The following is a 25254-nucleotide window of genomic DNA, read 5'->3' on the forward strand; positions in this document are numbered from 1 at the left end:
CGTTCTATGAATATTGAAAACACTAAAGCACAAATGCGCAAAGGCATTTTAGAGTTTTGTATTCTTTCTGTATTAAAAGATAAAGATTGTTATACGTCTGAAATTTTAGAAGTACTAAAAGATGCCAAACTATTGGTGGTAGAGGGTACCGTTTATCCTTTATTAACACGCCTAAAAAACGATGACTTGTTAAGTTACCGTTGGGAAGAATCAACCTCTGGCCCACCCCGAAAATACTATCGATTAACAGAACAAGGATCGGAATTTTTAAAAGAATTAGGAACAACTTGGACCGAACTAAGCGAAGCCGTAAACACAATTACTAAAAAAAATAGTCATGAATAAAACAGTAACCATAAATATAGCAGGATTTGTTTATCATATAGACGAAGAAGCTTACTACAGATTAGATTCTTACCTAAAAGCGGTACGTACATCAATTCAACAAGATGGCGAAGAAGAAATCATTTCGGATATTGAAGCACGCATTGGCGAACTTTTTTCTGAACGTATTGATGCACAATCAGGGGTTATTCGTATGAACCATGTTGATGAAATCATGAATATTATGGGTAAACCAGAAGATTATGTAATTGATGACGAAATTCCGTACCAACAACCTAATTATTCATCAATTAAGCAACCAAAAAAGATATATCGTGACGGTGAAAAACGAATTTTAGGTGGTGTTTGTTCTGGTTTAGGGCATTATTTAAATGTTGACCCTGTTTGGATACGTATCATTTTTATATTATTGTTGTTTTTATACGGTACCAGTGTTTTAATTTACCTAATTCTATGGATTATTATCCCAAAGGCAAGAACTACTTCTGAAATACTAGAAATGAGAGGTGAACCTGTAAACATATCCAACATTGAAAAAAGATTTAAAGACGGTATTCCTTTAAATTATAACAACAATGCAGCAACTGCAGCTACAGTTTTTAGAAAAGTAATAGGTATCTCTTTAATTGTTTTTGCATCACTTTCAATATTTGGTAGTTTTTTTGCCCCTATAGCTTTTAATGCACAAAAAGAATTTGTTTTTAACAACATCATTACTTTTAACGAATCTCAAATTGGTATTCCTTTCTGGGCATTAAATTTAAGTTTGTTCTTAATGTCGGCAATTCCTTTTATTGTATTGTTCATTTTAGGTATCAAAATTTTAAAACCTAAAACAAAACACATCGGTTTAGTATCGGCAGCCTTAGGTTTTATTTGGCTAGTTGCTGTATTTGTTTTTTGTTATGTAATGATTAATGCTGATATTGAGCAAGACAAAATACGTGATTTGTTTGAAGAATCTTATGAATCTAAATACTCAAAAGTGGATCTTGATTTAAAGCAAAACGATACATTATTTTTGATTTTTAATAAAGATGAACGAATTTACACGATTAATGACACTATTAGCAGCGATAAAAAAATAAGCGAAATTGAAGGTGTACATGTTGATATTTTAGAATCAAACACAGGTAAATCGTACATAGAAATTGAAGAGAAAATTTTCAATAACAAAAGACTCAATTTTAAATCTTTAGGCAAATATGAATTAAAAGTAGAGCCAAATAAAAATAGTACCACTTTAAGATACAATTATTCAATAAAAAGTGATACTTTAGCACTATCAAACAAAATATTAGCTACTTACAACGATTTTACTGAAGATAACAGTGTAAATATAAAAGTGTATTTAACAGCTGATAAAAAAATTAAATTAAACGGAAACGATAACCGCTATTTTTGGAATTTAAATGCTGATGAAGGTAAAAACGTTTATAAGTTTGATGATAAAGGAACATTGATTAATACAAACAATAACACCATTAATTAAAAACAAAAGCTTATGTTTTATTTATTATTATTAATTGGCCAAACCTTAATGGATTTAATAAAAAGTCTATTTTAAGAAATAAAAGCGCTTTCAATGAAAGCGCTTTATTATTTGTATTAATTACTAAAAATAAAAAACTCCCTTGCTTAAGGGAGTTTTTTATTCACATAAATTAATTATGCATTCTTTTTAGCTTTTTTCTCTTTCATTAAGTCAATTGCTCCACCTGTAGCCCAGTAAAAAACAAAGCTAACAAGGAAAAACATCAACCAAAAACCCATAGTTAATATAGTAAGACCTATTAAAAAAGCTATAAATTGTTGAAATTCAAACATGATTCCGGATTTTTTTGTATACAAGTACAAATATATAACGAAACTTTAACTCTTCAAACTAAATCTTAATTTATTCTAAAATTTATTTAAAGTACAACGCTTCGTAATCTATCTTTTTGTAACTTTATTTAAAATAATTATAAATAGCATACTATGGAATATAGAATTGAAAAAGATACTATGGGCGAAGTAAAAGTGCCTGCTGATAAATATTGGGGTGCGCAAACAGAAAGATCAAGAAATAATTTTAAAATTGGTCCTTCAGCATCAATGCCTAAAGAAATAATCAACGGTTTTGCCTATTTAAAAAAGGCGGCTGCTTATGCTAATTCAGATTTAAATGTCTTATCAGTTGAAAAACGAGATGCAATTGCAGCTGTTTGTGATGAAATTTTGGAAGATAAATTAAATGATCAATTTCCATTAGTTATCTGGCAAACAGGATCGGGCACACAATCAAATATGAACGTGAATGAAGTTATTGCTAACCGCGCACAGGTTATTGCAGGTTTTAAGATTGGTGAAGGCGAACCTGTTCTTAAAGCAAACGATGATGTAAACAAATCGCAATCATCAAACGATACTTTTCCTACAGGTATGCATATTGCAGCTTATAAAGCTATTGTAGAAGTTACTATCCCTGGCGTTGAGCAACTACGTGATACTTTAGCAAAAAAATCTAAAGATTATATGAATGTAGTTAAAATTGGTCGTACCCACTTAATGGATGCTACGCCTTTAACTCTAGGACAAGAATTATCGGGCTATGCAGCTCAATTAAATTACGGCTTAAAAGCATTGCGTAACACATTACCACATTTATCTGAACTAGCTTTAGGAGGAACTGCCGTAGGAACAGGTTTAAATACGCCTGAAGGATATGATGTGCTTGTAGCAAAATATATTGCCCAATTTACAGGCTTACCTTTTGTAACGGCAGAAAATAAATTTGAAGCGTTGGCAGCTCACGATGCAATTGTGGAAACACATGGAGCTTTAAAACAATTAGCGGTTTCTTTAAATAAAATTGCGAATGACGTTCGTATGTTAGCTTCAGGACCAAGATCTGGTATTGGAGAAATTCTTATTCCTGAAAACGAACCAGGCTCGTCTATCATGCCTGGAAAAGTAAACCCAACACAATGCGAAGCTTTAACAATGGTTGCTGCTCAGGTAATGGGTAACGATGTGGCAATTACAATTGGCGGAACGCAAGGTCATTATGAATTAAATGTTTTTAAACCGTTAATGGCTGCAAACTTTTTACAATCGGCAAGATTGTTAGGAGATGCTTGTGTTTCTTTTGATGAACATTGCGCGCAGGGAATTGAACCAAATTACACTCGCATTAAAGAATTAGTAGACAACTCATTAATGTTGGTAACAGCACTTAATACCAAAATTGGCTACTACAAAGCTGCTGAAATTGCACAAACAGCTCATAAAAACAACACAACATTAAAGGAAACAGCCATTGCATTAGGATATGTAACCGCTGAAGAATTTGACGAATGGGTAAAACCTGAAGAAATGGTTGGTGTTTTAAAATAAAAAAATCCTCAATTGAGGATTTTTTTATTTAGTTGCATTCTTAAATGCCCAGTTTTCTTTGTATCTAATCCATTTTTCTTTGCCTATTTTTCTACAAATTTTATCGGTATAACGCATAATAAACACGTGATAAATGGTATTCATGAAATTTTTAAAACGAAGCGGACTTGGCATTTCACGCATAGACATAGAAAAACCAGGTTCCAAATACCTATTAAAATGCCACCAAGCGCAAGGAATGTATAATAAATCACCGTGTTCCATAAATACTTCAAAACCTTGCGCCTTTTTTAAAGCAGGATATTTTTCATAATCTGGATTTTCGTAATCAATAGCTTCAATAGTATGCACTGATAAAGGTACACGATACAAATACTTTGATTGTTTTTGATCAAATAACAAAATACGTTTTCTTCCTTCAAAATGTACATGTAAAAAATCGCTCATATCAACATCATAATGCATTAAAACACGTGCTTTACTTCCGCCAAAAAACAAAGTATGTATTTGCTTAAATATTTTCATTCCCAAATCGGGATAAGTAAAATGCTCTAATAATTCTGGTAATTTATGCTTTATTATGTAGAAAAAAATACGTTTATCTGAAGGTTGATTTTGTATTTCAGTAATAAAATCTTCCATATTCATAAACAATGCAGGGGTATCTGAGCTTTTATCAGCGTCAGCAGGCTTATTATTGTAAATTGGCACCTGTTGCCCTTTAGCCCTTTCTTTTATATAATCTAAATTCCATTGGTTAAAAGTAGGCCATTGTTTAGCATACCCTTTTATAAGAAGAGGCTTTTGTTTTTTTTTATAATTTTTTATAAAATCTTTTTTAGTGATGCTGGTAACTTCATCTATTTTTAGAAGTTTCATAACTAATTTTTTTATAAAAATAATAAAAAAAGTCGAACATTTAGTTCGACTTTAACTTGAGATTTTAGGATTTTTTTCTGCTTTTATTGATGATACATCATAATGAGCAAATGATTTTAAATAAGTTTTAATATCGGTTCCGTAGCCATCAACAAATGAAACCTCTCCGTTTGATCGTACAAAATCTTGTACGGCACCTGCGCCTCCTAAATGTGCTGCGGCAAGCATTCCCGATTCGGTAATTAAAATTCCTTTCATTTTTTTACCCGCATACTTTTGAATTTCTTTGCGTAAAATCCATTTGTTTTTTTGAATATACGCTACAAAAGCTTTTTCTTGTAATGCTGGATTATTAATAAAATCCTTAGCATTTTTTATTCCTATGAACTTTAAAGTACCTTTTCCAAATTGATACTTTCCCATATAGCCATAAGAATTTACTGTATTGTAATCACCATCCGATTCTCTAATAGCTAAAGCTTCTTTGAAATCAATAAACGTATTGTTGGTTTCTAACGAAAAATTGTCTGATAATTCTTCATTAATACGTTCAATTGTGTTTTTAGATGTTGGTACATTATAAGCCATTGGCTCGCTTACTTTGTAAAAATCATTGGTTACCAATGTTGTTTCAACACCTCTAAAAGCCATCGTTATTACAGCAATTGCACTAGCAGTTACAATAAAATAAGAACATTTTTTAATCATTCATTTTCATTTCTCAAACACTGTCACTATTTGAATTTCCGAGGGCAAAGATACAAATTAAAATTTAAACGACTGATTTTCAATATTTTTATAAGTTTTCGTTAACAAATAGCTCCAAAAAATAAGGGCTTGCATTTATTTGCAAGCCCTAAGTAAAAAATAAATACAGCAATTTTTATTTTAGTAATTGATATTCAAAAACAGGATAACCGCGTTCACCAGCATCATTTGTTAACGCTCTAAAGCGCAATTTAAATACATTACCATCTGTATCTTTTAAAATATAAAAACGTGTATCTTTTATACTTGGTTGAGTACTTGGTCCTCCACCATTTCTCCATGAATCACCAATTACACGTTGATCGGTTTTTGATTTAGTAAAATTTGTTTCAAGCACATTTGCTTTAGCAAAAGCGGTATATTCAGCATCAATAGTTTCTGCACTTGATTCTACCATATAAACAGATGATCCACCGTGTACATTAGTTGTAATAAAATCGGCAAAATAATAAGTTATATTACTTTCACCACTTGGAAAATAATTTGTAAAACCTGTGAATGACAAATCCCATTGTTTTTTAGCTGGTTGAACACTAACTTCTTGCCCAGAAGTTAAATTTAAAAAGGTAAAATTAAAATCTGCTTTTTTAGAAATTTTCACTGTTTTGTGTGTAGTATCAGCCAAGTTAGCATAATCTACAATGTAATCGTTTCCTTCTCTAATAATTCTAATTTTTTTCCAACCACGTGCAGTACCATCTAAAGCTACAGAACCTACATTCGGTGTTGTTGTACCTACTTCAAAGCCCATATTTACTAAATAAACCTTATTATCGGCAGCTGTTGCAGAAATTTCGGCTATTGCAGTACCAATACCAGCTCCACTTCCTGCTAGTACACCTGTTGGATCATCAACATAACCTAATGTTGAAAGTGTAGTGTAACCTACAGCAACAGTAGCATCTGCTGTTTGGACAGCATCAATATTGTTTGTATCTAACTTTTTAACTGCCATTTTTACAGAACCGTTTATAATGACTCTAAAATCTGATCCTGTTGAAAAACCTAAATCCCAAGTATCTCTTTTAATACCCGTTTGTGTATTTGTACTTAAATCAACAAAAACTTGATTTGGTTGATTTGGTCCACCTACAGCTGCTTTTACTGTACCACTCTCAATTGGTTTTACAATTACTGGCTCATCTACTGTAGTGTTATCATCTGAACAAGATGCGAAAATAAATGAAGCGAATGCTAAAATGAAAATTGATTTTTTCATATCTAAAAAATATTAATTAAAATTGAAATTATATGTTAACTTGATAAAATAACTGCGTCCATAAGCAAGTAATAATTGGGATGATACGGCATGTCCACCCCCTTCGTTTACTCGTGATTGATTAACATCTGATACATTTAAAATATTACGGGCACCAACAGTTGTTTCTAATTTATTATTCCAAAAAGTTTTACGTATAGATGCATCAAGCCAGCTGTATGAATCTATTTCTGAAATTATATAGCTTTGATTACCCACAACCCACATTGGATTCTTTCCAATAAATTTATAATATGCTGCAAAAGTGGTATTCCATTTTGGTACCGTATAAGCAATTTTTGCATTAGCACTATAACTAAACAAATATTCATTGGTAGTTTTAAATTCCGCATTATCAATTAATTGCGAAAACCAAGTAAGCGAACCACTTATATTAAAATCCCAGTTATTCACTTGATATTGATTTGTAGATGATAGATTAATGCTTTTATATTTACTAACATTAATATTTTGGTACATTGGTGTAGCGCCATCATACCCAATTAAAGCACTTGTAATACGATCTTGGATATTATTATGACTTAACATTAAATGATTGGATAAAAAAGAGGTGTTTTTTTCATTTTTGAAATGCGTTATCTTTTTTATACTTGCCTCAAACGAAGTACTTTCTTCTGGAAGTAAATTTTCATTTCCTACAAAATAATGTCCGTCAAAAACTTGACGTGAATAAAGCTCTTCAAAATTGGGTGTTCTAAAAGATTTTCCTATTGCAGCACGGGTTTCAAAACCATTACTCATTAAATATCGAGTGCCTAAAGAGTAAGCATATTGATTATTAAATAACGACTGAAATGAATATCTAAAACCAGGTCGTAAAGAAAATTTATCGTTTAATGTTATCTCTGAAACTGCATAAAAATCATAATTATTAAGCGTTTTATTTACTTCTTTCGTTTTATTAGCTTCGGCATCAACAACTGCAAATCCTTTATTTGATGCTATTTCGTAACCTAGTTGTAAATTAAAAAGTTTATTTGTGAAGAAATTTGTAAAAGTACCTGTTGAATATAGTACCTCCATTGATTGATCTTTACTTTTAGTATTTAAGCTTTCAACATCATGACTTAAATTATAACGAAACTTTTCATTTTCTCTTTTTTGCAGCTGGTGCGAAAGTGAGATATTGTAGTTTACTTGCTTATAAATTTGCCCCGAAGCATTTAAATGTTGATATATTCTATTAGTAAAATAACGCTCATCGTTACCATATTTATAACTTCCTAAAACATCACTATAACCTGATTGAACTGTAGAACTATAATAATCTACATCTTCTTTTAAAAACTCAAACTTGTAAAACAACTGAAAATCTTCTGTCTTATAATTGATCAATGCATTTCCTTGAAATTGTTCTTTAGGTAACCATTTATATCCGCGTTTTGAATCGTTAAATTCATAAAACTGACCTTTTTGATTACCCTGAAAACCTTGAAAATCATTTCGATTTAAGCCTATTGATACAAACCAATTATCGTTGATATTATGATTAACCTTTAAAGCTTGAATATGACGCCCTTTATCAAAAAAAGAAAACTCCTTACCAACTGTTTCTTCTTGAGATGTTAATTGTATTTCCCAATTATTAGCTGATTTTTTTTTAGTAATAATGTTTAAAATTCCGCTTACTGCATTAGCTCCATGTGTAACACCCATTGCCCCTTCAATAATCTCAATACGCTCTACATCATTCAAGTTAATTTGCGATAAATCAGTATTATTTCCTAATCCGCTTTCATTAATTATAGGTACATTATCTACCAAAACCTTAAAATAATTAGCATCCAAACCAAACATAGAAACAGTAGAACGTCCTGTAGAGCTACTAGGAGTGACCGTTATGTTTATATACTGATTTAGAACATCTCCTAAGTTAACAGCACCTAAATTGGTGATATCTTCTTTGGTTATAATACGCACATTATTAATTGACTTTTTAATAGACTGTGGTTCAAACTGACCTGTAATAACTATTTCTTCTAAAGTGGTATCATCTTTATAAATAGCCAATGAATCGGTTTGTGCTTGAGAAATCAAAGCATTCAAACAAAATACTGGAACTATTACCTTTTGAATTTTCATTATTTTTATTTATTCTAAATTAATTGAATGTCGCAAAAGTAAAATATTATTTTTATTTATTCTAAATTAATTTTGATTGTTTAAAAAAATCTTTAGTTTTGTGCCGATAATTATTTTTAATCAGTACAAATAAAAATTATGAAAAAACTATTTTCAGTACTTGCCATAGCTGCAATATTTGCAAGCTGCAACAAAAAGGCAGAAGAAACAGTTGTAGAAAAAGAAACAACAACTACAGAAGTAAAAACAGATCGTATTGTTTCATTAAATGGAGCTATTACAGAAACATTAGCTTCGCTTGATGCTGCTGGTACTATTGTTGGAAAAGATGTTACCTCTACTTTTCCTACCGATTTAAAGGCTACCGATTTAGGTCATGTACGTTCAATTACTGCAGAAAGTATTTTAGCTTTAAAACCAACTGTTGTTTTTGGAACATCAAAAGATGTAAACCCAACTTTAAATGAGCAGTTAAAAAAAGCAAATGTTTCTTTGATTTTAATCGATCAACAATACAGTGTTGATGGCACTAAAAATTTAATTACCGAAATTGCTAAAACACTTAAAAAAGAAAATTATCAACCCTTATTAGATAACATTTCAAGTAAAATTGCAACTGTTAAACCATTTGATAAAAAACCTAAAGTATTATTTATTTACGCTCGCGGTGCTGGTAATTTAATGGTTGCAGGAAAAGAAACGCCTTTACACAGCATGATTGAATTAGCTGGAGCTGAAAATGCTGCTGCTGCTTTAACCGATTTTAAACCTTTAACTCCTGAAGCATTGTTAACTACAAATCCTGATGTTATTTTAATGTTTGATAGTGGTTTACAAAGTTTAGGTGGTGTAGATGGCTTGTTAAAAGTAGAAGGTATTGCAGCTACAAACGCAGGTAAAAACAAAAAAGTAGTTACTATGGATGGTCAATTATTATCAGGTTTTGGACCACGTTTAGGCGAAGCTGTAATAGAATTACATAACAAATTACAATAATGAAGAAAAAAATTGCTGTTTACAAATTAGCTTTTTTTGTTTTACTAACGGTTGCGTTTGTAACGGCATTGTATTTAGGTGCTTATGATTTTAATCAATCAATGGTTGAAATCATAAGCACATATTTAAAAACAAAAACACATACAGCCGATTCTTTTGTATTGATTGAATTGCGCATACCCAGAATTTTAATGGCTATTTTAACAGGAGCGGCTTTAGCAATTAGCGGTACAAGTTTGCAAGGCTTGTTTAAAAATCCGTTGGCATCGCCCGATTTAATAGGTATTACATCTGGTGCCGTTTTATTTGCTGCATTAACCATTGTTTTTGGATCGACAGTAATGCACTTATTACCTGCATTTTTTCGTTATGTTTTATTAAGCATTATGGCATTTGTAGGCGCTTTAACAACTATGTGGTTTGTGTACAAAATGGCAACATCAAATGGTAAAACACACATACTTATATTATTGTTATCGGGAGTTGCAATAACTGCTTTATCGGGGGCTGTGACCGGTTTTCTAACTTATATTTCAACCGAAGAAGAATTGCGAAACATCACTTTTTGGTCGTTAGGTAGTTTAGCTGGTTCAAATTGGTGGAAAGTTGCCCTTGTTTTTGGTATTGTAGCGGTAGGTAGTATCATTCTTCTAAAAAAAGGAAAAGTTTTAAATGCTTTAATGTTAGGCGAAAAAGAAGCGGTTCATTTAGGATTTGACATTGAAAAAAACAAACGTCAAATCATCATTATTTCATCATTAATGGTTGGTAGCGTGGTTGCTTTTAATGGTACAATTGGTTTTATTGGCTTGGTAGTTCCGTATATTTTAAGATTTGTTTTTAACTCAAATTACAACATATTACTACCTTTATCAATGCTTTTGGGTGCTGTTATTTTTTTAATTGCCGATACTATGAGTAGATTAATTGTTATTCCAGCCGAATTACCAATTGGTATTTTAACAGCATTAATGGGCGCGCCCGTTTTTATTTCGATTTTAATTAATTACAAAAGAAAACTAAAATGATACAAATTGTTGATTTAAACTTTAAGGTAAAGAATCGTTTTCTATTGCAAAAAATCGATGTGGAAATACAAGCTGGTGAACTTATTGCTATTGTTGGGCCAAATGGTGCAGGAAAATCGACATTTTTAAGCTGTTTAGCAAATGAAATTGCTTATCAAGCGCAAACATTCAACTTTAAAAATCAGCCAATTTCAAGTTACTCAAGAAGCGAAATCCCTTTACACAGAGCCAAATTTTCGCAACATCAATCAAGCGAAATCAATTTAAAAAATGATGAAATTGTATTAATGGGTCGCTATCCTTATTTTAAAAATGATGCTAATACTTCGGATATCGAAATCGTTTCTAAATGGATGACTAAAACCGAAACCCATCACTTAAACGATCGCGCTTATGAACAATTATCGGGCGGTGAAAAACAGCGTTTACACATTGCACGTGTTTTTACCCAGTTAGATAATAATGTGCAAAACAAATTACTTTTGTTAGATGAACCTTTGAATAATTTAGATGTTGCGCATCAATTCAAAACCTTGCATTTAATTAAAGAATTTACGCAACAAAACAACACAGCTTTAGTGGTTTTACACGATTTAAACATAGCATCGCAATTTGCAGATCGTTTAATTTTAATGAACAACAGCACTATTGAAATGTTTGATGTTCCTACAAAAGTTTTAACTCAAGAACGCATTACAACTGTGTATAAATATCCTTGTACCATAACAAAACACCCTGTAACACAACACTCTATAATATTATTTGGATAAATTAAAAAATATGAATACAACAGAAAATTTAGCAACACAATGGGAAAATCTTAAGAAAGAAAATCCTCATTTAAGAATACGCAATGCTGCACAACAATTAGGTGTAAGCGAAATGGAATTATTAGCAACAAAAACAGGCAATGGTGTAACACGTTTAAAACCAGAATTTAAAGAAATTTTATCAGAAATAGAATCTTTAGGAAAAGTAATGGCTTTAACACGTAATAACGAATGTGTGCATGAGCGCAAAGGTGTTTATTTGAATGGTGATTTTTCATCGCCACACGCAAGTTTATTTGTAGGTGAAGATATTGATATGCGTATTTTCTTAACTCATTGGAAAAAAGCTTTTGCTGTAGTGGAAGAAAATGCAAGAGGTATTTCTAAAAGCTTACAATTTTTTGGAAAAGATGGCGAAGCTATTCACAAAATATTTTTAACTGCTGATAGCAACGATGCTGCTTTTGATGTTTTAGTTAATAAATACAAAAACGATAACCAAGAAACGACTGAATCAACGGAGGTTTATGAGGTAAATGTTGATGAAAAGCCCGACAGTGAAATTGATATTGTTGGTTTTCAAAAAGCTTGGGTTGATTTAAAAGACACGCACGATTTCTTTATGATGCTACGTAAATTTGGCGTTACACGTACACAGGCATTGCGTTTGGCTCCTTCAAAATACTATGCAGCACCTATTTCAAAAGAAGCAATTGTTACCATGTTAGAAGAAGTTGCTAAAGAAAAAACGCCTATTATGGTGTTTACAGGCAACAAAGGAAATATTCAAATTCATACAGGTCCTATTCGTAAAACCATGTGGCACGAGCAATGGTATAATGTGATGGATCCTGATTTTAATATGCATTTAGATATGAGTAAAATTGCGCAAACTTGGGTTGTTCGTAAACCAACTGAAGACGGTGTAGTAACTGCTATTGAAGTTTTTAACGAAATGGGCGATATTATTGTTCAGTTTTTTGGAAAACGCAAACCAGGAATCCCAGAATTAGAAATTTGGAGACAAACAGTTGAAAAATTAAATTAGTTATACAAAAAAGAGGTTGTTTAATAAACAACCTCTTTTTAATTTTGTGCTATAAAATCAGTAACCGTTTGATTAAAGTCATCCTTATTCTGTAGAAAATCTATTGCAATAGGTAAATAATACAACTGCTCTTTAGCAATAAAAGGAGCCAAACGCATATAATCTTTCTCTGTTGTAACCATTTTTTTATTGCCTGCTTTTTGTAAAATCAACGCAATATCTTTTGAAGTAAAATCATGATGATCTGGGAATGTTAAACAATTTTCAAGACTACAATTTAAATATTTATAAAAATATTCTGGCTTAGCAATTCCAGCCACTGCAATAAAATTGTCTTCAATTTCATTTAAAGAAAGTGTTGAAATAGTATTTGTAATCTTTGAATCGTATTTTATTGTTGTAAAAAAGATACGTTTACTATCAACAGCTATTTCACTTTTGATTTTTTGAATTTCATTATCTGACAAATGCTCAGGACATTTTGTAACCACAACAACATCAGCACGTTTTACACCTCTTTTTGATTCTCTTAAATTACCTGCAGGCAACAACAAATCATTGTAAAACAAATCGTTATAAGCAGTTAACATTATATAAAAACCTGCCTTTATTTTTCTGTGTTGAAAAGCATCATCTAATAAAACTACACTGGTTTCAGGCTTTAATTTTAAAATTTCGGTTACCCCTTCTACTCTATTAACATCAACAGCAACATCTATATTTTTAAATTTTGAATGATATTGAAAAGGTTCATCACCAATTTCCTCCATCTTAGTAGATGCATTTGCTAATAAAAAACCTTCTGATTTTCGCTTATATCCTCTACTTAATGTTGCAATTTTATAATTGTTAGAAAGTAATCGAATCAAATATTCAACCATTGGCGTTTTGCCAGTACCACCCACAGATAAATTGCCAACAGCAATAATAGGTACATTAAAAGATGTTGATTTTAAAATATTTTTATCATACAAAAAGTTACGAATACTAGTAACAATATCATAAATTAATGAAAAAGGAAATAATATTTTACGCAGGGTTTTCATTTAATAACTTTTCTACTTCTTTAATAAAATCTTGAGGGGCATCAGGTGAAATAACAAACTTTTCCTTCTGTGTAATAATCATCAATAATGAATCTTTTCGAGTAATATACCAAGTCATGTCACCAAATTTATTATTAGTAAAAGAACCAGACATACTAAAAACACCTCCAATACCAAAGGTTCTAATAGAAAAACGAATATCTTTATAAGTAATAGGTTTTAATTCAACTATAGTTTCTTTCTTAATAAAATCACTTCCTTTCCTCTTTATAACTTTTATACCTTCAGTTGAAACATTGTAACCTTTTATGCGTTGATTAAAAGTGTACAACAAAACTCCAAAAATACCAAACGCCAAAATAGGCATCATTACATCCTTATTTTCAAATTTATTACTTAATAAGCTTATAATAAATAGAAAAAACAATAACAATATTATAGAAACTAAAAGTACAACAATAATAATTGTAGTTACTTTTATAGAGGTTCCTAATGATGCTTTGAACATTTTAAATGTTTTATTATTAACGAAAGTACGATTATTTTTATCTTTGAAAAACACTAAAACGAATATTGTGCAGTTAAAACAAATTATTTCGATTCTAGAAGAAATGGCGCCTACAGCCTATGCTGAAGATTTTGACAATGTAGGTTTGCTTGTTGGCGATGTTAATAAACCAATTACAGGTATTTTAGTTTGCCACGATGCCTTAGAAGATGTTGTTACAGAAGCTATTGAAAAAAAATGCAACTTAATTGTCTGTTTTCATCCTATACTTTTTTCGGGAATCAAAAAAATAACAGGTAAAAATTATGTAGAACGTGCTGTTATAAAAGCTATTAAAAACGACATTGCCATTTACGCCGTTCATACTGGTTTAGATAATCACAAATTAGGCGTTAATAAAATTTTGTGCGATACTTTAGGGTTAATCAATACCAAAATATTAATTCCTAAGGGAAATTTTATTTACAAACTCACGACTTTTATCCCTAAAAACGATTTTTCAAAAGTGCAAAAAGCGGTATTCGCAGCTGGTGCAGGATCTATAGGTAATTATTACGATTGTAGCTTTCAATCAAATGGTATTGGATCATTTGCAGGAAATGATGAAAGTAATCCGGTAATTGGTTCGCAAAATGTTTATACAGAAGTAGAAGAAACAAAGTTAGAAGTTACTTTTGAAAAACATTTACAATCTTCAATTTTAAAGGCTTTATTCAATGCGCATCCTTATGAAGAAGTAGCTTATGAAATTACCAAACTAGAAAATCAACACCAAAATATTGGTTTAGGAATGATTGGCGAGCTAGAAACAGAAGTATCTGAACTAGATTTTCTTCATTTTGTAAAAGATAAAGTACAAACTGGTGGCATTCGTCATTCTGATTTTTTAAATAAAAAAGTAAAAAAAGTTGCTGTTTTAGGAGGCTCGGGTAGTTTTGCTATAAATGCTGCAAAAGCTAATGGTGCTGATGTTTTAATAACTGCCGATTTAAAATACCACGACTTTTTTCAAGCCGAAAATCAAATTCTTTTGGCCGATGTTGGTCATTTTGAAAGCGAACGTTACGTAAAAAATTACATTTTTGATTTTCTTACAAAAAAAATCCCTACTTTTGCAATTATTTTATCTGATAAAAAAACAAATCCAGTTAACTATCTATAATCATGGCAAAAAAAGCAGAAACTGTTGAAGAAAAATTAAGAGCGTTATACGATCTACAATTAATTGATTCAAGAATCGACGAAATTCAAAACATGAGAGGCGAATTACCTCTTGAAGTAGAAGATTTAAAAGACGAAGTTGCTGGACTAACTACTCGTTTAGAGAAGCTTACACACGATGTTCAATCAATTGATGAACAAATTAAAGCAAAGAAAAACGATATTGAATCGCACAAAATTGCTATTAAAAAATACAACGATCAACAAAAAGATGTTCGTAACAATAGAGAATTCAACTCTTTAACTAAAGAAATTGAATATCAAAATTTAGAAATAGAATTATCTGAAAAACATATTAAAGAGTTCAAATCTAATATTGAGCACAAAAAACATGTTATTGAGCAAACTTCAGAAAAATTAGATAGCAAAAAAACACATTTAAAACACAAAGAAAGTGAATTAAAAGGTATTTTAGCTGAAACAGAACGCGAAGAAAAAGCGTTATTAGAAAAATCTGAAGAATATTCTTCTATCATTGACGATCGTTTATTAACAGCTTACACAAGAATTAGAGAAGGTGTTAAAAACCGTTTAGCAGTTGTTTCTATTGAGCGCGGTGCTTCGGCAGGATCGTTCTTTACCATTCCACCTCAAGTACAAGTTGAAATTGCTGCTCGTAAAAAAATCATGACAGATGAGCACAGTGGAAGAATTTTAGTAGATGCAGCTTTAGCTCAAGAAGAAAGAGAAAAAATTGATGCAATTATCGAAAATTTAAAATAAATTTAAGCCTCTAACTCTAGAGGCTTTTTTTATGGAGTACTTTAAAAAAATTAAATACACGCTATTAACAAAAGGGTTTGGTTTTTACATCAACTCCTTACATTATTTAAACGCAAAATTTGCGGCAAATACAGCGTATACTTTATTTTCGGTTCCTAGACAAGGTTTGTTAAAGAACTTGCCTACTTTTTTAAACTCTAGTAAAACTAAAGATCTGTTCTTTGGTAAACAACGTATTAAAACGTATGCTTGGGAAGGTGAAAAAGAAACCATTCTCTTAATTCATGGTTGGGAAAGCAACGCCAATCGCTGGCAAGGTGTTATTCAGTTTTTAAAGAAGAAAAAATACCGTATTGTAGCTTTAGATGCGCCTGGGCAAGGTTTAAGCGATGGCAAAGAATTTAATGCCGTTTTATATAGTGAGTTTATTAATGAAGTAGCCAATCATTACAAACCGCAATTCTTAATTGGGCATTCTTTGGGTGGTATGACCATGTTGTATTATATGTCTAAATACAAACCAAAATTTGTAGAAAAAATTGTTTCATTGGCAGCTCCAAATCGGTTTTTACGTATTACAGATAACTACAAAAATATGTTATCGTTAAGTAAAAAATCATATCAAAACTTTTTGTTAGAATTTGAAAAACGTTTTAAAATAAATCCTAAAACATTTAATAGCGCCCATTTTATTGATGATATTTTGGTTCCTATTGGCATTATTCATGATGATATTGATACCATTGTACCTTATAAAGATAGCATTGAAATTTTAGAAAAACATCCCAGAATTCCCTTTTTTACCACTCACAATTTAGGACACAGTTTGTATAATGAAACCGTAAATAAACAAATTGTTTATTTTTTAGAAAACAACCGCTTTAAATTGTAATTTTGTAAGATGGATCAAGGTGTACGTGTAAATAAATTTTTGTCTGAAGCAGGTTTTTGCTCTCGTAGAGAAGCAGATAAACTTATAGAACAAGGTAGAGTTACTATTAACGATGTAATTCCCGAAATGGGAACTAAAGTTTTACCAACTGATGAAGTACGTGTAAACGGAAAATTAATTAACGAGCGCAACGATGCTAAAATTTACTTAGCTTTTAACAAACCTGTTGGTATAGAATGTACTACAAATCAATCTGTTAAAAATAATATTGTAGATTATATTAATTATCATGAACGCATTTTTCCTGTTGGACGATTAGATAAAGATTCTGAAGGATTAATTATCATGACCAATGATGGTGATATTGTAAATAAAATTCTTCGCGCACGTAATAATCACGAAAAAGAGTATATTGTGACGGTTAACAAGCCAATTACAGATCGTTTTATAACCAGAATGCGAAGTGGCGTGCCTATTTTAGATACAGTTACAAAAGAATGTAGAGTTGAAAAAATCAGTAATACTACGTTTCGCATCTTTCTAACTCAAGGATTAAACCGACAAATTCGCCGTATGTGCGAGTATTTTGATTACACTGTTGTTGCTTTAAAACGTATCCGTATTGTAAATATTTCGTTAGATGTTCCTGTGGGAAAATACCGCGAAATTACAAATGCTGAAATGGATGAACTAAACCGATTAATTGGCGATAGTACCAAAACAGAAGAAGGTAGTTTACCAAAAACCGAAAAAGTGTTGGTAAATAAAAATCCAGCACCTACAAAGGATCGAAAAGATTTTAAAAAGAAGTTTACAGAACAACGCCCATTACGAAACGAACGTAGAAATAAATAAATCTTTGCCTTTAATTTGAAGATTATGCATAAAATAGATGACCAAAAACATCAAGCTAATGGGAAGTTCTTTTGTAAATGTTGTGGGTACAATACTCTAACACATTTTCCTAATGGAACTTATGAAATTTGCGAAATTTGTTTTTGGGAGGATGATATTTATCAAACTGAAAACCCTAATGAAGAATACGGTCCTAACAGAGTTTCTCTAATTCAAGGAAGAAAAAATTTCGAATCTTTTGGAGCCTGTGAATTTGAAATGAAGATTAATGTTAGAAAACCAACAGAAATAGATATTAGAAATATTAATAAATAAATCCGAGTTTAAAAACTCGGATTTTATTTATCCTTCAATGATTAAATCATATTAGGAATATCAAAAGTGTTAAGTATTGATACATTCTTCCATTGGTTTTAGTCAGAATAAAATAGATTTTCAATTCATTAATTTGTCTTAAAAATTATTATAATATAACTGCTTAGATAAAAATGGTAAATTCTCGTAATAATTTAATCGGGTTAAAACATCTTCAGGAACTTCCATATTGTGCTTTTTAAAATAAGGTATCAAATCTTTTTCATTTCCATTTAATTCATAAACCAAATACTGTAAATCAATAGTATCTTTTTGTAAATTATAGGTGGTTATAATGCTACTCCAATTAAAAATCGAACAAAATATCAGACTATAAAAAAGCGTCCAGCTCATTTTATCAATTAAGTAGAAATTGGTCTTTTTATTTTGAATTTTTAAGAACGAGAATATCAAACCAATTCCGCATAAAATCAAAAATAAATAAACCCCTAACCTCTTGTATGTTAAACCCAAAGCATTTATGTAAACCGAGTTTTGATAGAAGGCTGAAATTAACAAAACGATGTTTAGAACAATCCAAATTTTAGTAAAAAGTAACAACCATTTATTGCCTTTAATAAAGTTTAAAGCACCTTTAAAGAAAAGCAAAACCACCAACATGGCTAAGAAAACCGAAACAATAATGAGGTAGATTTGATTGTGCGTACGATTGCTGTAATCGGATAGTTGTTGAATGCTTTGTTGAGCATTTTCTATGTTAAAAACAATCACAAAAAATAACAACATGGCGTTTAACGAAATAAGTGTGATGATACCGCTTCGTACTTCAAATTGCAGTGGAATAAAATCAAAAGTTGGTTTGATACTTTCAATGTCGCTTTTTGAGAAATTGGTTTTTAAAGTACGATCAATCAACTTTAGAAAATCAAAAACTTTTAGATACCAGAAAACAAAGCTTATAAAAAATCCAAAAAGCAATACCAGAAGAATTAATCCATCAATGTTAAACTCATATCTATTATACCAATTACTAAGCATTTCGCTTGATGAAACATACAAACCAAAAAACACCGATAGTATAATAACAGGTAAAATAATATAAGCAAAAATGGTCACAAATGTTTTTTTAGAATCGTCCTCTTTAAATTCAAGCCAAGTATCCACTAAAAAAACATGCACCACAAAAGCAGGCCAATTCAATAGAAAATTAAACGCTTGTGAAACGAGTTTTAATTGTGGATCGATTAAATAATATCGAAACACAAACGACGAAATCATTACTGCTATAAAAGTAGAAAACGATAACAACCAAGCGTTGGATATACAAGTTACTACAATACACCCTGCTAATAAAAGTGCTCTTTTATCGCGCATTAATTTGGGTTGCATTACAAGCTGAATGACCAATAAAAACAATGCAAAAATGGATAGGTTTAAGCCTAATTCTTGATTGTAAAACAAAATAGCAAACAAAACTGTGCTAATTAAAATTAAAAATTGCTTTTTCATAAAACATTAATTTAAAAGTACTTTGTAATTCAAAGTTAAATGATAAAAAAAATTGAATTATCATTTCAACATTTTTTCAAGAAACTGTAAATGTGTCTTAAAAGCTTGTTTTCCTAATGTGGTAATTTTATAAGATGTACGTGGCTTTTTCCCCACAAACTCCTTTTTTATTTCTATATAATTGCTTTTCTCTAATGCGGTAGAATGGCTTGCTAAATTACCATCGGTGACTTGTAAAAGATTTTTCATTTCGGTAAAATCAACCCAATCATTCACCATAAGAACAGACATCACTCCAAGGCGTACTCTACTTTCAAACTCTTTATTTAAACCGCTAATAATACTCACTAGTTATACTTTCTATGTAAAATAATTCCGTAAATAATATGTAAAACACCAAAACCTATTGTCCAAAAAAGCAAACCTTTACCAATGAAAAACAAGGATAAACACCCTAATACTATTTCTAAAAAACCTAAATATTTAATATCAGAAAAAGTGTACTTTTCGGCATTTACCAATGCTAAACCATAAAAAATTAAAGTAGTACCCGCAATTAAGCCATATAAACCGTATTGTAATAAAGCCAACACAAAAACACCGCCAACTACTAACGGAATGGTTAAACTACTTAATATTTTTTTTGTAGTTGATGTCCAAATTTGTAATCCTAATTTTTTACTTTTTCGAATAGTGAAGAAACTTCCGAAAGAAATGGCAAAAAACAAAGCAAAAACTCCAAGTAAAATTAACTTTGAAATAGTTTGGCTATTGTAAAGTATGTCCTCGCTTTGATTTAAACCAACAAAACCATTGGTGAAATACATAGCTAAAACACCTGTTATTAAACCTACAATACCCGCTCCTACTCCAGATAAACCACTTAAGGATATAAACCTTGAAGAGCGTTCCATCATACTTTTGATATGAGCTAAATCATCTGAAATTTTCTGATTCATAAAATTCACTTTGAATTACAAAGTTATTTGAAAATTTTAAATCAACAAGTTTTTAGGAGAAATATTTACAAGTTTTGTAAAAAATCTTTATCTGCTTTTTTTAAACCCTTTGCAACAAGATTGTAAGAGTTAACAATCATTTCTTTAAAATGTTTTACAGGCACATCGCTGTTAAAATAAACACTATTCCAATGTTTTTTATTCATGTGATACCCAGGTTTAACGCCTTCATACTGCGATCGTAATTCTAAAGCTTCATCAGGATCACACTTTAAATTACAATACTCAAATTCTTCAATATCAACCAAACAAAACACTTTATTCATTACATAAAAAACCAATGTTCTTTCATCAAAAGGAAACTTCTCTGAAACTCCTTTAAACGACAAACAATAATCTCTAAAATCTTCAATATTATCCATTCAAAAAACTTATAAAATAGTTATAAAGTAAACCAATTAAAATGGCACATCCAAAACTTAATAATGTTCCAATTAATACATACTCTGTTAAATGTCGTTCTTTTGCATTATTTAAATCTCCAAATCTAAAGATAGATTTTACAATAAAATAAAATCTATTTTAGAAATAATATTGTTTTCAACTAGCTTTTAAATATAAAAAAAACCAACCTAAATAAGGTTGGTTTTTTTGTGGGGAGAGCAGGATTCGAACCTGCGAAGGTTTCCCAACGGATTTACAGTCCGTCCTCGTTGGCCGCTTGAGTATCTCCCCTAGCCGTTATTTTTCTGCGGAGAAAGAGGGATTCGAACCCCCGGACCTGTTACAGTCAACAGTTTTCAAGACTGCCGCATTCGACCACTCTGCCATTTCTCCTTTGGTCTACAATTAAAATCTTTCGTTCCTTAATTGTGATGCAAATATAGGAAGGTTTTCCGATTCTGCAAGGCTTTACGTTGTTTTTTTTTTAATTATTTTCTAAGTAATTAAAAATCAATTAGAAAAAAAATAAATTATTTTTTGGTAGGATAAACATCCTTAATGGTCACTTTTTCGCTAAAATTTATCATTTCAACTGTAATTGGTTCTTTTTTAGAGTTTTGTCCTTCTATTACATAAAGTTTTCCATTTCCTTCTTTTACATTGCTTTTATCAAAATCAACATCGCCATATGTTAAACACATTTTAACATCATTCATATTAATTAAAGCTTCATCAAATTTTATTTGCGCTTTGTCACTTATTGTTAATGGTTTGTTTCTTAAGTCTTTTAAAACTCTACAATTTGGTAAATAGCAAAACTGAGTATCTTTTGCATCTAGGAAAATATAAACAAATAATCCTCCAATAAATAACCCTAATAAATAATATGCTAAGCGCTGTGAAAATTTCATACAAAAATAATTTGTGCAAAAGTACAACTTATAATTTGTTCTATTACTTATAGAATTATTAAATTAATATCTTTAAAATTCAATGAAAACCACTTGGCAATGGCTTCGTTCACTAAAATACCTTTGTACATATAAATGCCCGAACGTATTGTATTATCGTAATGAATAGCATCTTCAATGGTTCCGCTTTCGCTGATTTCTAAAAGATAGGGCGAAATAATATTGCTTATTGCTAGTGAGGCTGTTTTAGAATATTTTGCAGTAATATTGGGCACTCCATAATGTATTACATCAAATTTACTAATGACAGGATTTTCATGAGAGGTTACTTCTGAAGTTTCAAAACAACCACCATTATCAATACAAACGTCAATAATTACAGAACCTGGTTTCATACGTTGAACCATTTCTTCGCTTACTAATATTGGTGATCTATTACATCCTTTTACAGCGCCAATTGCCACATCGCAACGCATTAATGCTTTAGTTAAAACGCGTTCTTGTATGGTTGATGTGAAAATTTGATGATTTAACGATTTTTGTAATCGTTTTAATTTATGAATGTTATTATCAAAAACTTTTACGTTAACTCCCAATGCTAAGGCAGTACGCGCAGCAGATTCGCCAACCAAACCAGCACCTATTATAACAACTTCGGTTGGCGGTACGCCTGTAATATTTCCAAAAAGCAATCCTTTACCACCATTCATACTGCACATATAATCGGTGGCAATTTGAATAGAAGCTATGCCCGCCATTTCACTAATTGCATTTAAAAAAGGATACGCACCATAACGATCTTTAATAAATTCATAGCATAAAGCGGTTATTTTTTTCTTTGCAATGGCTTCAAAATATTCCTTTTTTTGAGTTCTTAATTGTAAGGCCGAAAAAAGATATGTTCTTGGTTTAATTAACTTAATTTCTTCTAATGTAGGTGGTTCTACTTTTAAAATAATAGGACATCCAAATACCTTTTCTCTATCATTTGTAATGGTTGCACCAGCATTGCTATACTTTAAATCGTTATAACTTGCTTCTTCACCAGCGCCAGCTTCAATTAAAACTTTATGACCAGCTTTTACAAGCATACTCACAGATTCTGGAGTTAAACAAATGCGTTTTTCCACTTTAAAATCTTCCTTAGGAATACCAATATATAATTGTCCGCGTTTTTTACGAACGTCTAATTTTTCTTCTTGAGGCATTAATTCCGATTTGGAAAAAGGGCTTGTTATATCCATAATTAATCAAAATTTAATTCACGGGTGTTTTTATCTATTATATTGATTGAAATAGTATGAAAATTATCTGGTAAAATACTTTCAGCTTGATTGGGCCATTCAACAAAACACCAATTGTCATCATCAAAATATTCATCTAATCCCATATCATACGCTTCTTCATTATTTTTTAAACGATATAAATCAAAGTGATAAATAGCTTCGTTATTATTTCCTAAATATTCATTTACAATTGAGAAAGTAGGACTATTAGCTACATCATTTACGCCTAAATTTTTCACAATTGCTTTAATTAAAGTTGTTTTTCCGGCACCCATTGACGCGTTAAAAATCCACGTTTTATATTTGCTTGCTTTAATTAATTGTTTTGATACAGTATCTAAATCGTTTATAGAATAGGTACAATTCATTTTATTTTTTTGGATTTAAGACTACAAATGGCACAATAATTTCTTCTAACGAAATACCTCCATGTTGATAGGTATTTTTAAAATAACTTACGTAATAATTGTAATTGTTAATATACGCCAAAAAATAATCACTTTTTGCAAAAATAAACGAACTACTAATATTTATAGCTGGTAACTGAATACGTTTAGGATCTTTTACAGCATATACATCTTTTGCTTCGTATGTTAATGATTTACCTGTTTTATATCTAAGATTTAAACTTGTGTTTTTATCACCAATAACTTGTGATGGATTTTTACAATTGATGGTACCATGATCTGTTGTGATAATTAATTTAAAACCAGCCGATTGTGCTTGTTGAATGATTTCAAATAAAGGCGAATTTCTAAACCAACTTTGAGTTAAAGATCGATATGCTTTATCTGTTGATGCTAGTTCTTTAATAACTTCCATCTCGGTTTTAGCATGAGAAATCATATCAACAAAATTATAAACCAAAGCAATTAATTTATTGTCTTTCATTGCTTTAAAGTTATCAGCAAACTTTTTACCGTCTTTTAAATTGGTAATTTTATGATACTCGTGCTTTATATTCAAACGCAAACGTTTTAGTTGCTCTTCTAAAAACTCGGCTTCAAACATATTTTTACCTCCATCATCTACATCATTTTTCCAGTATTGAGGCAATTGTTTTTCCATTTGTAACGGCGTTAACCCAGAAAAAATAGCGTTTCTAGCATATTGTGTTGCTGTAGGAAGTATTGAATAGTAATAATCTTCTTTTTCTACTTTAAAATGATTGTTGATAATACCTTCAAATGCTTTCCATTGATCGTAACGTAAATTATCAATCACCACAAAAAGAACATTTTCATCAGAACGTAATTCAGGAACTACTTTTCTAACAAAAAGCTTGTGCGAAAATAAAGGTGCAATTTCTTCATCATTGATCCATTCTTCGTAATTTTTTTCGACAAATTTGCCAAATTGAAAATTAGCTTCTTCTTTTTGTTTTTCTAGAATTTCCGTTAAATTTTGATCTTCAATATTTTCAAGTTGCATTTCCCAAAAAATTAATCTTTTGTAAAGATCTGCCCAATCTTGATGCGAATTTGCTTGCATCATATCCATGGCAATTTTTCGAAACTCTTTTTGATAATCTAAAGACGTTTTCTCTGAAACCAATCTAGAATGATCTAAATTCTTTTTTAAACTTAAAAGAATTTGATTCGGATTTACAGGTTTAATCAAATAATCGGCAATTTTAGAACCAATTGCTTCATCCATAATATATTCCTCTTCACTTTTGGTAATCATTATTATAGGAGTAGTCGATTTTTTTTCTTTAAGCTCTTGTAAAGTTTCTAAACCAGTAATACCCGGCATGTTTTCATCTAAGAAAACTACATCAAAATTATCTTCATCAAACAAATCAATAGCATCCTGGCCGTTTGTTGCCGTGGTTACTATATATCCCTTTTTCTCTAAAAATAAGATGTGTGGTTTTAATAGGTCAATTTCATCATCAACCCATAATATTTTAATTTCGTTTACATTCATAATTATATGCTTAAAAATAAAAGCCTGTTAAAGTTAAAAAAATAATACATTAAATTCACTAAATAATTAGAGAATTGCAGTGT

At 30.5% G+C, this 25254-nt stretch carries 27 protein-coding genes, 2 tRNA genes and 1 pseudogene; 12 read left to right on the forward strand and 18 right to left on the reverse strand.

Features of this window, described 5'->3' with window-relative positions; translation table 11 throughout:
- Positions 1–6: 6 nt before the first annotated feature.
- Complete coding sequence (locus tag H1R17_RS12260) at positions 7–345, forward strand: PadR family transcriptional regulator (protein WP_163432854.1); 339 nt, start codon at positions 7–9, stop codon at positions 343–345.
- Positions 338–1837, forward strand: a complete 1500-nt coding sequence (locus tag H1R17_RS12265; protein ID WP_163432855.1) for a PspC domain-containing protein — start codon at positions 338–340, stop codon at positions 1835–1837. The genes H1R17_RS12260 and H1R17_RS12265 overlap by 8 nt, the downstream gene beginning before the upstream one ends.
- A gap of 176 nt (positions 1838–2013) precedes the next feature.
- Here H1R17_RS12265 and H1R17_RS12270 read toward each other — a convergent pair whose 3' ends face one another.
- Entirely contained in the window at positions 2014–2172 is a 159-nt protein-coding gene (locus H1R17_RS12270) for a hypothetical protein (RefSeq protein ID WP_163432856.1), read from the reverse strand.
- Between the two features lie 153 nt (positions 2173–2325).
- Here H1R17_RS12270 and fumC point away from each other — a divergent pair, with 153 nt between their 5' ends.
- Positions 2326–3723: a class II fumarate hydratase gene (fumC, locus tag H1R17_RS12275; protein ID WP_163432857.1), complete on the forward strand. Its 1398-nt coding sequence runs from the start codon at positions 2326–2328 to the stop codon at positions 3721–3723.
- A 24-nt stretch (positions 3724–3747) separates the two neighbouring features.
- On the opposite strand, the gene H1R17_RS12280 is transcribed toward fumC, so the two are convergent.
- From H1R17_RS12280 to H1R17_RS12295, 4 genes are all read right to left on the reverse strand, one after another.
- On the reverse strand, positions 3748–4602 hold the full coding sequence (locus H1R17_RS12280; RefSeq protein WP_163432858.1) for a cupin-like domain-containing protein: 855 nt from the start codon (positions 4600–4602) through the stop codon (positions 3748–3750).
- Positions 4603–4653: 51 nt separating this feature from the next.
- Positions 4654–5310 (reverse strand): peptidoglycan-binding protein LysM, encoded by a 657-nt coding sequence (locus H1R17_RS12285; protein WP_220458685.1) that lies wholly within the window; start codon positions 5308–5310, stop codon positions 4654–4656.
- A gap of 175 nt (positions 5311–5485) precedes the next feature.
- Positions 5486–6589, reverse strand: coding sequence for an HmuY family protein (locus tag H1R17_RS12290; protein WP_163432859.1), 1104 nt, complete (start codon positions 6587–6589; stop codon positions 5486–5488).
- A gap of 12 nt (positions 6590–6601) precedes the next feature.
- The gene (locus H1R17_RS12295) at positions 6602–8731 is read right to left on the reverse strand and encodes a TonB-dependent siderophore receptor (RefSeq protein ID WP_163432860.1); all 2130 of its coding nucleotides are present in this window, start codon (positions 8729–8731) and stop codon (positions 6602–6604) included.
- Between the two features lie 138 nt (positions 8732–8869).
- On the opposite strand from H1R17_RS12295, the gene H1R17_RS12300 reads away from it, so the two are divergent.
- From H1R17_RS12300 to H1R17_RS12315, 4 genes are read left to right on the forward strand one after another with little or no spacing between them, the layout of a single operon-like run.
- The gene (locus H1R17_RS12300; protein WP_163432861.1) at positions 8870–9727 is read left to right on the forward strand and encodes a hemin ABC transporter substrate-binding protein; all 858 of its coding nucleotides are present in this window, start codon (positions 8870–8872) and stop codon (positions 9725–9727) included.
- Positions 9727–10755 carry an iron ABC transporter permease gene (locus H1R17_RS12305; RefSeq protein ID WP_163432862.1) on the forward strand — a complete coding sequence of 343 codons (1029 nt, stop codon included), beginning with the start codon at positions 9727–9729 and terminating at the stop codon, positions 10753–10755. Before H1R17_RS12300 ends, H1R17_RS12305 begins: the two co-directional genes overlap by 1 nt.
- A complete protein-coding gene (locus tag H1R17_RS12310; protein ID WP_163432863.1) occupies positions 10752–11525 on the forward strand; it encodes a heme ABC transporter ATP-binding protein in 774 nt (257 codons plus the stop codon). Before H1R17_RS12305 ends, H1R17_RS12310 begins: the two co-directional genes overlap by 4 nt.
- Positions 11526–11535: 10 nt before the next feature.
- A complete protein-coding gene (locus H1R17_RS12315) occupies positions 11536–12573 on the forward strand; it encodes a hemin-degrading factor (RefSeq protein ID WP_163432864.1) in 1038 nt (345 codons plus the stop codon).
- Positions 12574–12611: 38 nt separating this feature from the next.
- On the opposite strand, the gene lpxK is transcribed toward H1R17_RS12315, so the two are convergent.
- Together lpxK and H1R17_RS12325 are read right to left on the reverse strand one after the other, a co-directional pair.
- A complete protein-coding gene (gene lpxK / locus H1R17_RS12320) occupies positions 12612–13619 on the reverse strand; it encodes a tetraacyldisaccharide 4'-kinase (RefSeq protein WP_163432865.1) in 1008 nt (335 codons plus the stop codon).
- Entirely contained in the window at positions 13603–14127 is a 525-nt protein-coding gene (locus H1R17_RS12325; protein WP_163432866.1) for a PH domain-containing protein, read from the reverse strand. The genes lpxK and H1R17_RS12325 overlap by 17 nt, the downstream gene beginning before the upstream one ends.
- A 67-nt stretch (positions 14128–14194) precedes the next feature.
- Between H1R17_RS12325 and H1R17_RS12330 the strand changes: the two genes are divergently transcribed.
- Genes H1R17_RS12330 through H1R17_RS12350 form a run of 5 tightly spaced genes read left to right on the forward strand, consistent with a single transcriptional unit; the run spans position 14195 to position 18133 of the window.
- Entirely contained in the window at positions 14195–15289 is a 1095-nt protein-coding gene (locus tag H1R17_RS12330) for a Nif3-like dinuclear metal center hexameric protein (RefSeq protein WP_163432867.1), read from the forward strand.
- A 2-nt stretch (positions 15290–15291) separates the two neighbouring features.
- Positions 15292–16071 carry a zinc ribbon domain-containing protein gene (locus tag H1R17_RS12335; protein ID WP_163432868.1) on the forward strand — a complete coding sequence of 260 codons (780 nt, stop codon included), beginning with the start codon at positions 15292–15294 and terminating at the stop codon, positions 16069–16071.
- A 31-nt stretch (positions 16072–16102) separates the two neighbouring features.
- Positions 16103–16963 carry an alpha/beta hydrolase gene (locus tag H1R17_RS12340; protein ID WP_163432869.1) on the forward strand — a complete coding sequence of 287 codons (861 nt, stop codon included), beginning with the start codon at positions 16103–16105 and terminating at the stop codon, positions 16961–16963.
- Between the two features lie 9 nt (positions 16964–16972).
- Positions 16973–17818, forward strand: a complete 846-nt coding sequence (gene rluF, locus H1R17_RS12345) for a 23S rRNA pseudouridine(2604) synthase RluF (RefSeq protein WP_163432870.1) — start codon at positions 16973–16975, stop codon at positions 17816–17818.
- A gap of 24 nt (positions 17819–17842) precedes the next feature.
- Positions 17843–18133, forward strand: coding sequence for a CPCC family cysteine-rich protein (locus tag H1R17_RS12350; protein ID WP_163432871.1), 291 nt, complete (start codon positions 17843–17845; stop codon positions 18131–18133).
- A 138-nt stretch (positions 18134–18271) separates the two neighbouring features.
- Here H1R17_RS12350 and H1R17_RS12355 read toward each other — a convergent pair whose 3' ends face one another.
- The 11 genes and pseudogenes from H1R17_RS12355 to H1R17_RS12400 form a co-directional block, all read right to left on the reverse strand.
- A complete protein-coding gene (locus H1R17_RS12355; RefSeq protein WP_163432872.1) occupies positions 18272–19642 on the reverse strand; it encodes a DUF4153 domain-containing protein in 1371 nt (456 codons plus the stop codon).
- Positions 19643–19702: 60 nt separating this feature from the next.
- Entirely contained in the window at positions 19703–19990 is a 288-nt protein-coding gene (locus H1R17_RS12360) for a transcriptional regulator (protein ID WP_163432873.1), read from the reverse strand.
- Positions 19990–20601, reverse strand: coding sequence for a hypothetical protein (locus tag H1R17_RS12365; RefSeq protein WP_163432874.1), 612 nt, complete (start codon positions 20599–20601; stop codon positions 19990–19992). Before H1R17_RS12365 ends, H1R17_RS12360 begins: the two co-directional genes overlap by 1 nt.
- Before the next feature lie 65 nt (positions 20602–20666).
- Positions 20667–21023 (reverse strand): MmcQ/YjbR family DNA-binding protein, encoded by a 357-nt coding sequence (locus H1R17_RS12370; protein ID WP_163432875.1) that lies wholly within the window; start codon positions 21021–21023, stop codon positions 20667–20669.
- A pseudogene (locus H1R17_RS14215) lies at positions 21016–21177 on the reverse strand (DUF3307 domain-containing protein); the annotation flags it as partial. The pseudogene H1R17_RS14215 and the gene H1R17_RS12370, both read right to left, overlap by 8 nt.
- Before the next feature lie 78 nt (positions 21178–21255).
- Positions 21256–21336 (reverse strand) — tRNA-Tyr (locus tag H1R17_RS12375).
- Positions 21337–21353: 17 nt separating this feature from the next.
- Positions 21354–21438: transfer RNA gene (locus tag H1R17_RS12380), tRNA-Ser, on the reverse strand.
- A 137-nt stretch (positions 21439–21575) separates the two neighbouring features.
- Positions 21576–21956, reverse strand: a complete 381-nt coding sequence (locus tag H1R17_RS12385) for a DUF4258 domain-containing protein (protein WP_163432876.1) — start codon at positions 21954–21956, stop codon at positions 21576–21578.
- A 47-nt stretch (positions 21957–22003) separates the two neighbouring features.
- The gene (locus H1R17_RS12390) at positions 22004–23200 is read right to left on the reverse strand and encodes an alanine dehydrogenase (protein WP_163432877.1); all 1197 of its coding nucleotides are present in this window, start codon (positions 23198–23200) and stop codon (positions 22004–22006) included.
- 2 nt (positions 23201–23202) lie between these two features.
- Positions 23203–23610, reverse strand: a complete 408-nt coding sequence (gene tsaE / locus H1R17_RS12395) for a tRNA (adenosine(37)-N6)-threonylcarbamoyltransferase complex ATPase subunit type 1 TsaE (protein WP_163432878.1) — start codon at positions 23608–23610, stop codon at positions 23203–23205.
- A gap of 1 nt (position 23611) precedes the next feature.
- Positions 23612–25171 carry a response regulator gene (locus H1R17_RS12400; protein WP_163432879.1) on the reverse strand — a complete coding sequence of 520 codons (1560 nt, stop codon included), beginning with the start codon at positions 25169–25171 and terminating at the stop codon, positions 23612–23614.
- Positions 25172–25254: the final 83 nt, after the last annotated feature.

The organism is Flavobacterium sp. xlx-214 (assembly GCF_013874595.1).
Lineage (GTDB): Bacteria > Bacteroidota > Bacteroidia > Flavobacteriales > Flavobacteriaceae > Flavobacterium.

Excerpts from the sequence above, each read along its gene's own strand:
- H1R17_RS12265 (WP_163432855.1), top strand. The coding sequence starts at position 338 with ATGAATAAAACAGTAACCATAAATATAGCAGGATTTGTTTATCATATA.
- fumC (WP_163432857.1), top strand. The coding sequence starts at position 2,326 with ATGGAATATAGAATTGAAAAAGATACTATGGGCGAAGTAAAAGTGCCT.
- H1R17_RS12400 (WP_163432879.1), bottom strand. The coding sequence starts at position 25,171 with ATGAATGTAAACGAAATTAAAATATTATGGGTTGATGATGAAATTGAC.
- H1R17_RS12295 (WP_163432860.1), bottom strand. The coding sequence starts at position 8,731 with ATGAAAATTCAAAAGGTAATAGTTCCAGTATTTTGTTTGAATGCTTTG.
- H1R17_RS12260 (WP_163432854.1), top strand. The coding sequence starts at position 7 with ATGAATATTGAAAACACTAAAGCACAAATGCGCAAAGGCATTTTAGAG.
- H1R17_RS12280 (WP_163432858.1), bottom strand. The coding sequence starts at position 4,602 with ATGAAACTTCTAAAAATAGATGAAGTTACCAGCATCACTAAAAAAGAT.
- H1R17_RS12290 (WP_163432859.1), bottom strand. The coding sequence starts at position 6,589 with ATGAAAAAATCAATTTTCATTTTAGCATTCGCTTCATTTATTTTCGCA.
- H1R17_RS12325 (WP_163432866.1), bottom strand. The coding sequence starts at position 14,127 with ATGTTCAAAGCATCATTAGGAACCTCTATAAAAGTAACTACAATTATT.
- H1R17_RS12340 (WP_163432869.1), top strand. The coding sequence starts at position 16,103 with ATGGAGTACTTTAAAAAAATTAAATACACGCTATTAACAAAAGGGTTT.
- rluF (WP_163432870.1), top strand. The coding sequence starts at position 16,973 with ATGGATCAAGGTGTACGTGTAAATAAATTTTTGTCTGAAGCAGGTTTT.
- H1R17_RS12270 (WP_163432856.1), bottom strand. The coding sequence starts at position 2,172 with ATGTTTGAATTTCAACAATTTATAGCTTTTTTAATAGGTCTTACTATA.
- H1R17_RS12315 (WP_163432864.1), top strand. The coding sequence starts at position 11,536 with ATGAATACAACAGAAAATTTAGCAACACAATGGGAAAATCTTAAGAAA.
- H1R17_RS12390 (WP_163432877.1), bottom strand. The coding sequence starts at position 23,200 with ATGGATATAACAAGCCCTTTTTCCAAATCGGAATTAATGCCTCAAGAA.
- H1R17_RS12350 (WP_163432871.1), top strand. The coding sequence starts at position 17,843 with ATGCATAAAATAGATGACCAAAAACATCAAGCTAATGGGAAGTTCTTT.
- H1R17_RS12370 (WP_163432875.1), bottom strand. The coding sequence starts at position 21,023 with ATGGATAATATTGAAGATTTTAGAGATTATTGTTTGTCGTTTAAAGGA.
- H1R17_RS12365 (WP_163432874.1), bottom strand. The coding sequence starts at position 20,601 with ATGAATCAGAAAATTTCAGATGATTTAGCTCATATCAAAAGTATGATG.
- H1R17_RS12355 (WP_163432872.1), bottom strand. The coding sequence starts at position 19,642 with ATGAAAAAGCAATTTTTAATTTTAATTAGCACAGTTTTGTTTGCTATT.
- H1R17_RS12305 (WP_163432862.1), top strand. The coding sequence starts at position 9,727 with ATGAAGAAAAAAATTGCTGTTTACAAATTAGCTTTTTTTGTTTTACTA.
- H1R17_RS12310 (WP_163432863.1), top strand. The coding sequence starts at position 10,752 with ATGATACAAATTGTTGATTTAAACTTTAAGGTAAAGAATCGTTTTCTA.
- lpxK (WP_163432865.1), bottom strand. The coding sequence starts at position 13,619 with ATGAAAACCCTGCGTAAAATATTATTTCCTTTTTCATTAATTTATGAT.
- H1R17_RS12300 (WP_163432861.1), top strand. The coding sequence starts at position 8,870 with ATGAAAAAACTATTTTCAGTACTTGCCATAGCTGCAATATTTGCAAGC.
- H1R17_RS12335 (WP_163432868.1), top strand. The coding sequence starts at position 15,292 with ATGGCAAAAAAAGCAGAAACTGTTGAAGAAAAATTAAGAGCGTTATAC.
- H1R17_RS12385 (WP_163432876.1), bottom strand. The coding sequence starts at position 21,956 with ATGAAATTTTCACAGCGCTTAGCATATTATTTATTAGGGTTATTTATT.
- tsaE (WP_163432878.1), bottom strand. The coding sequence starts at position 23,610 with ATGAATTGTACCTATTCTATAAACGATTTAGATACTGTATCAAAACAA.
- H1R17_RS12285 (WP_220458685.1), bottom strand. The coding sequence starts at position 5,310 with ATGATTAAAAAATGTTCTTATTTTATTGTAACTGCTAGTGCAATTGCT.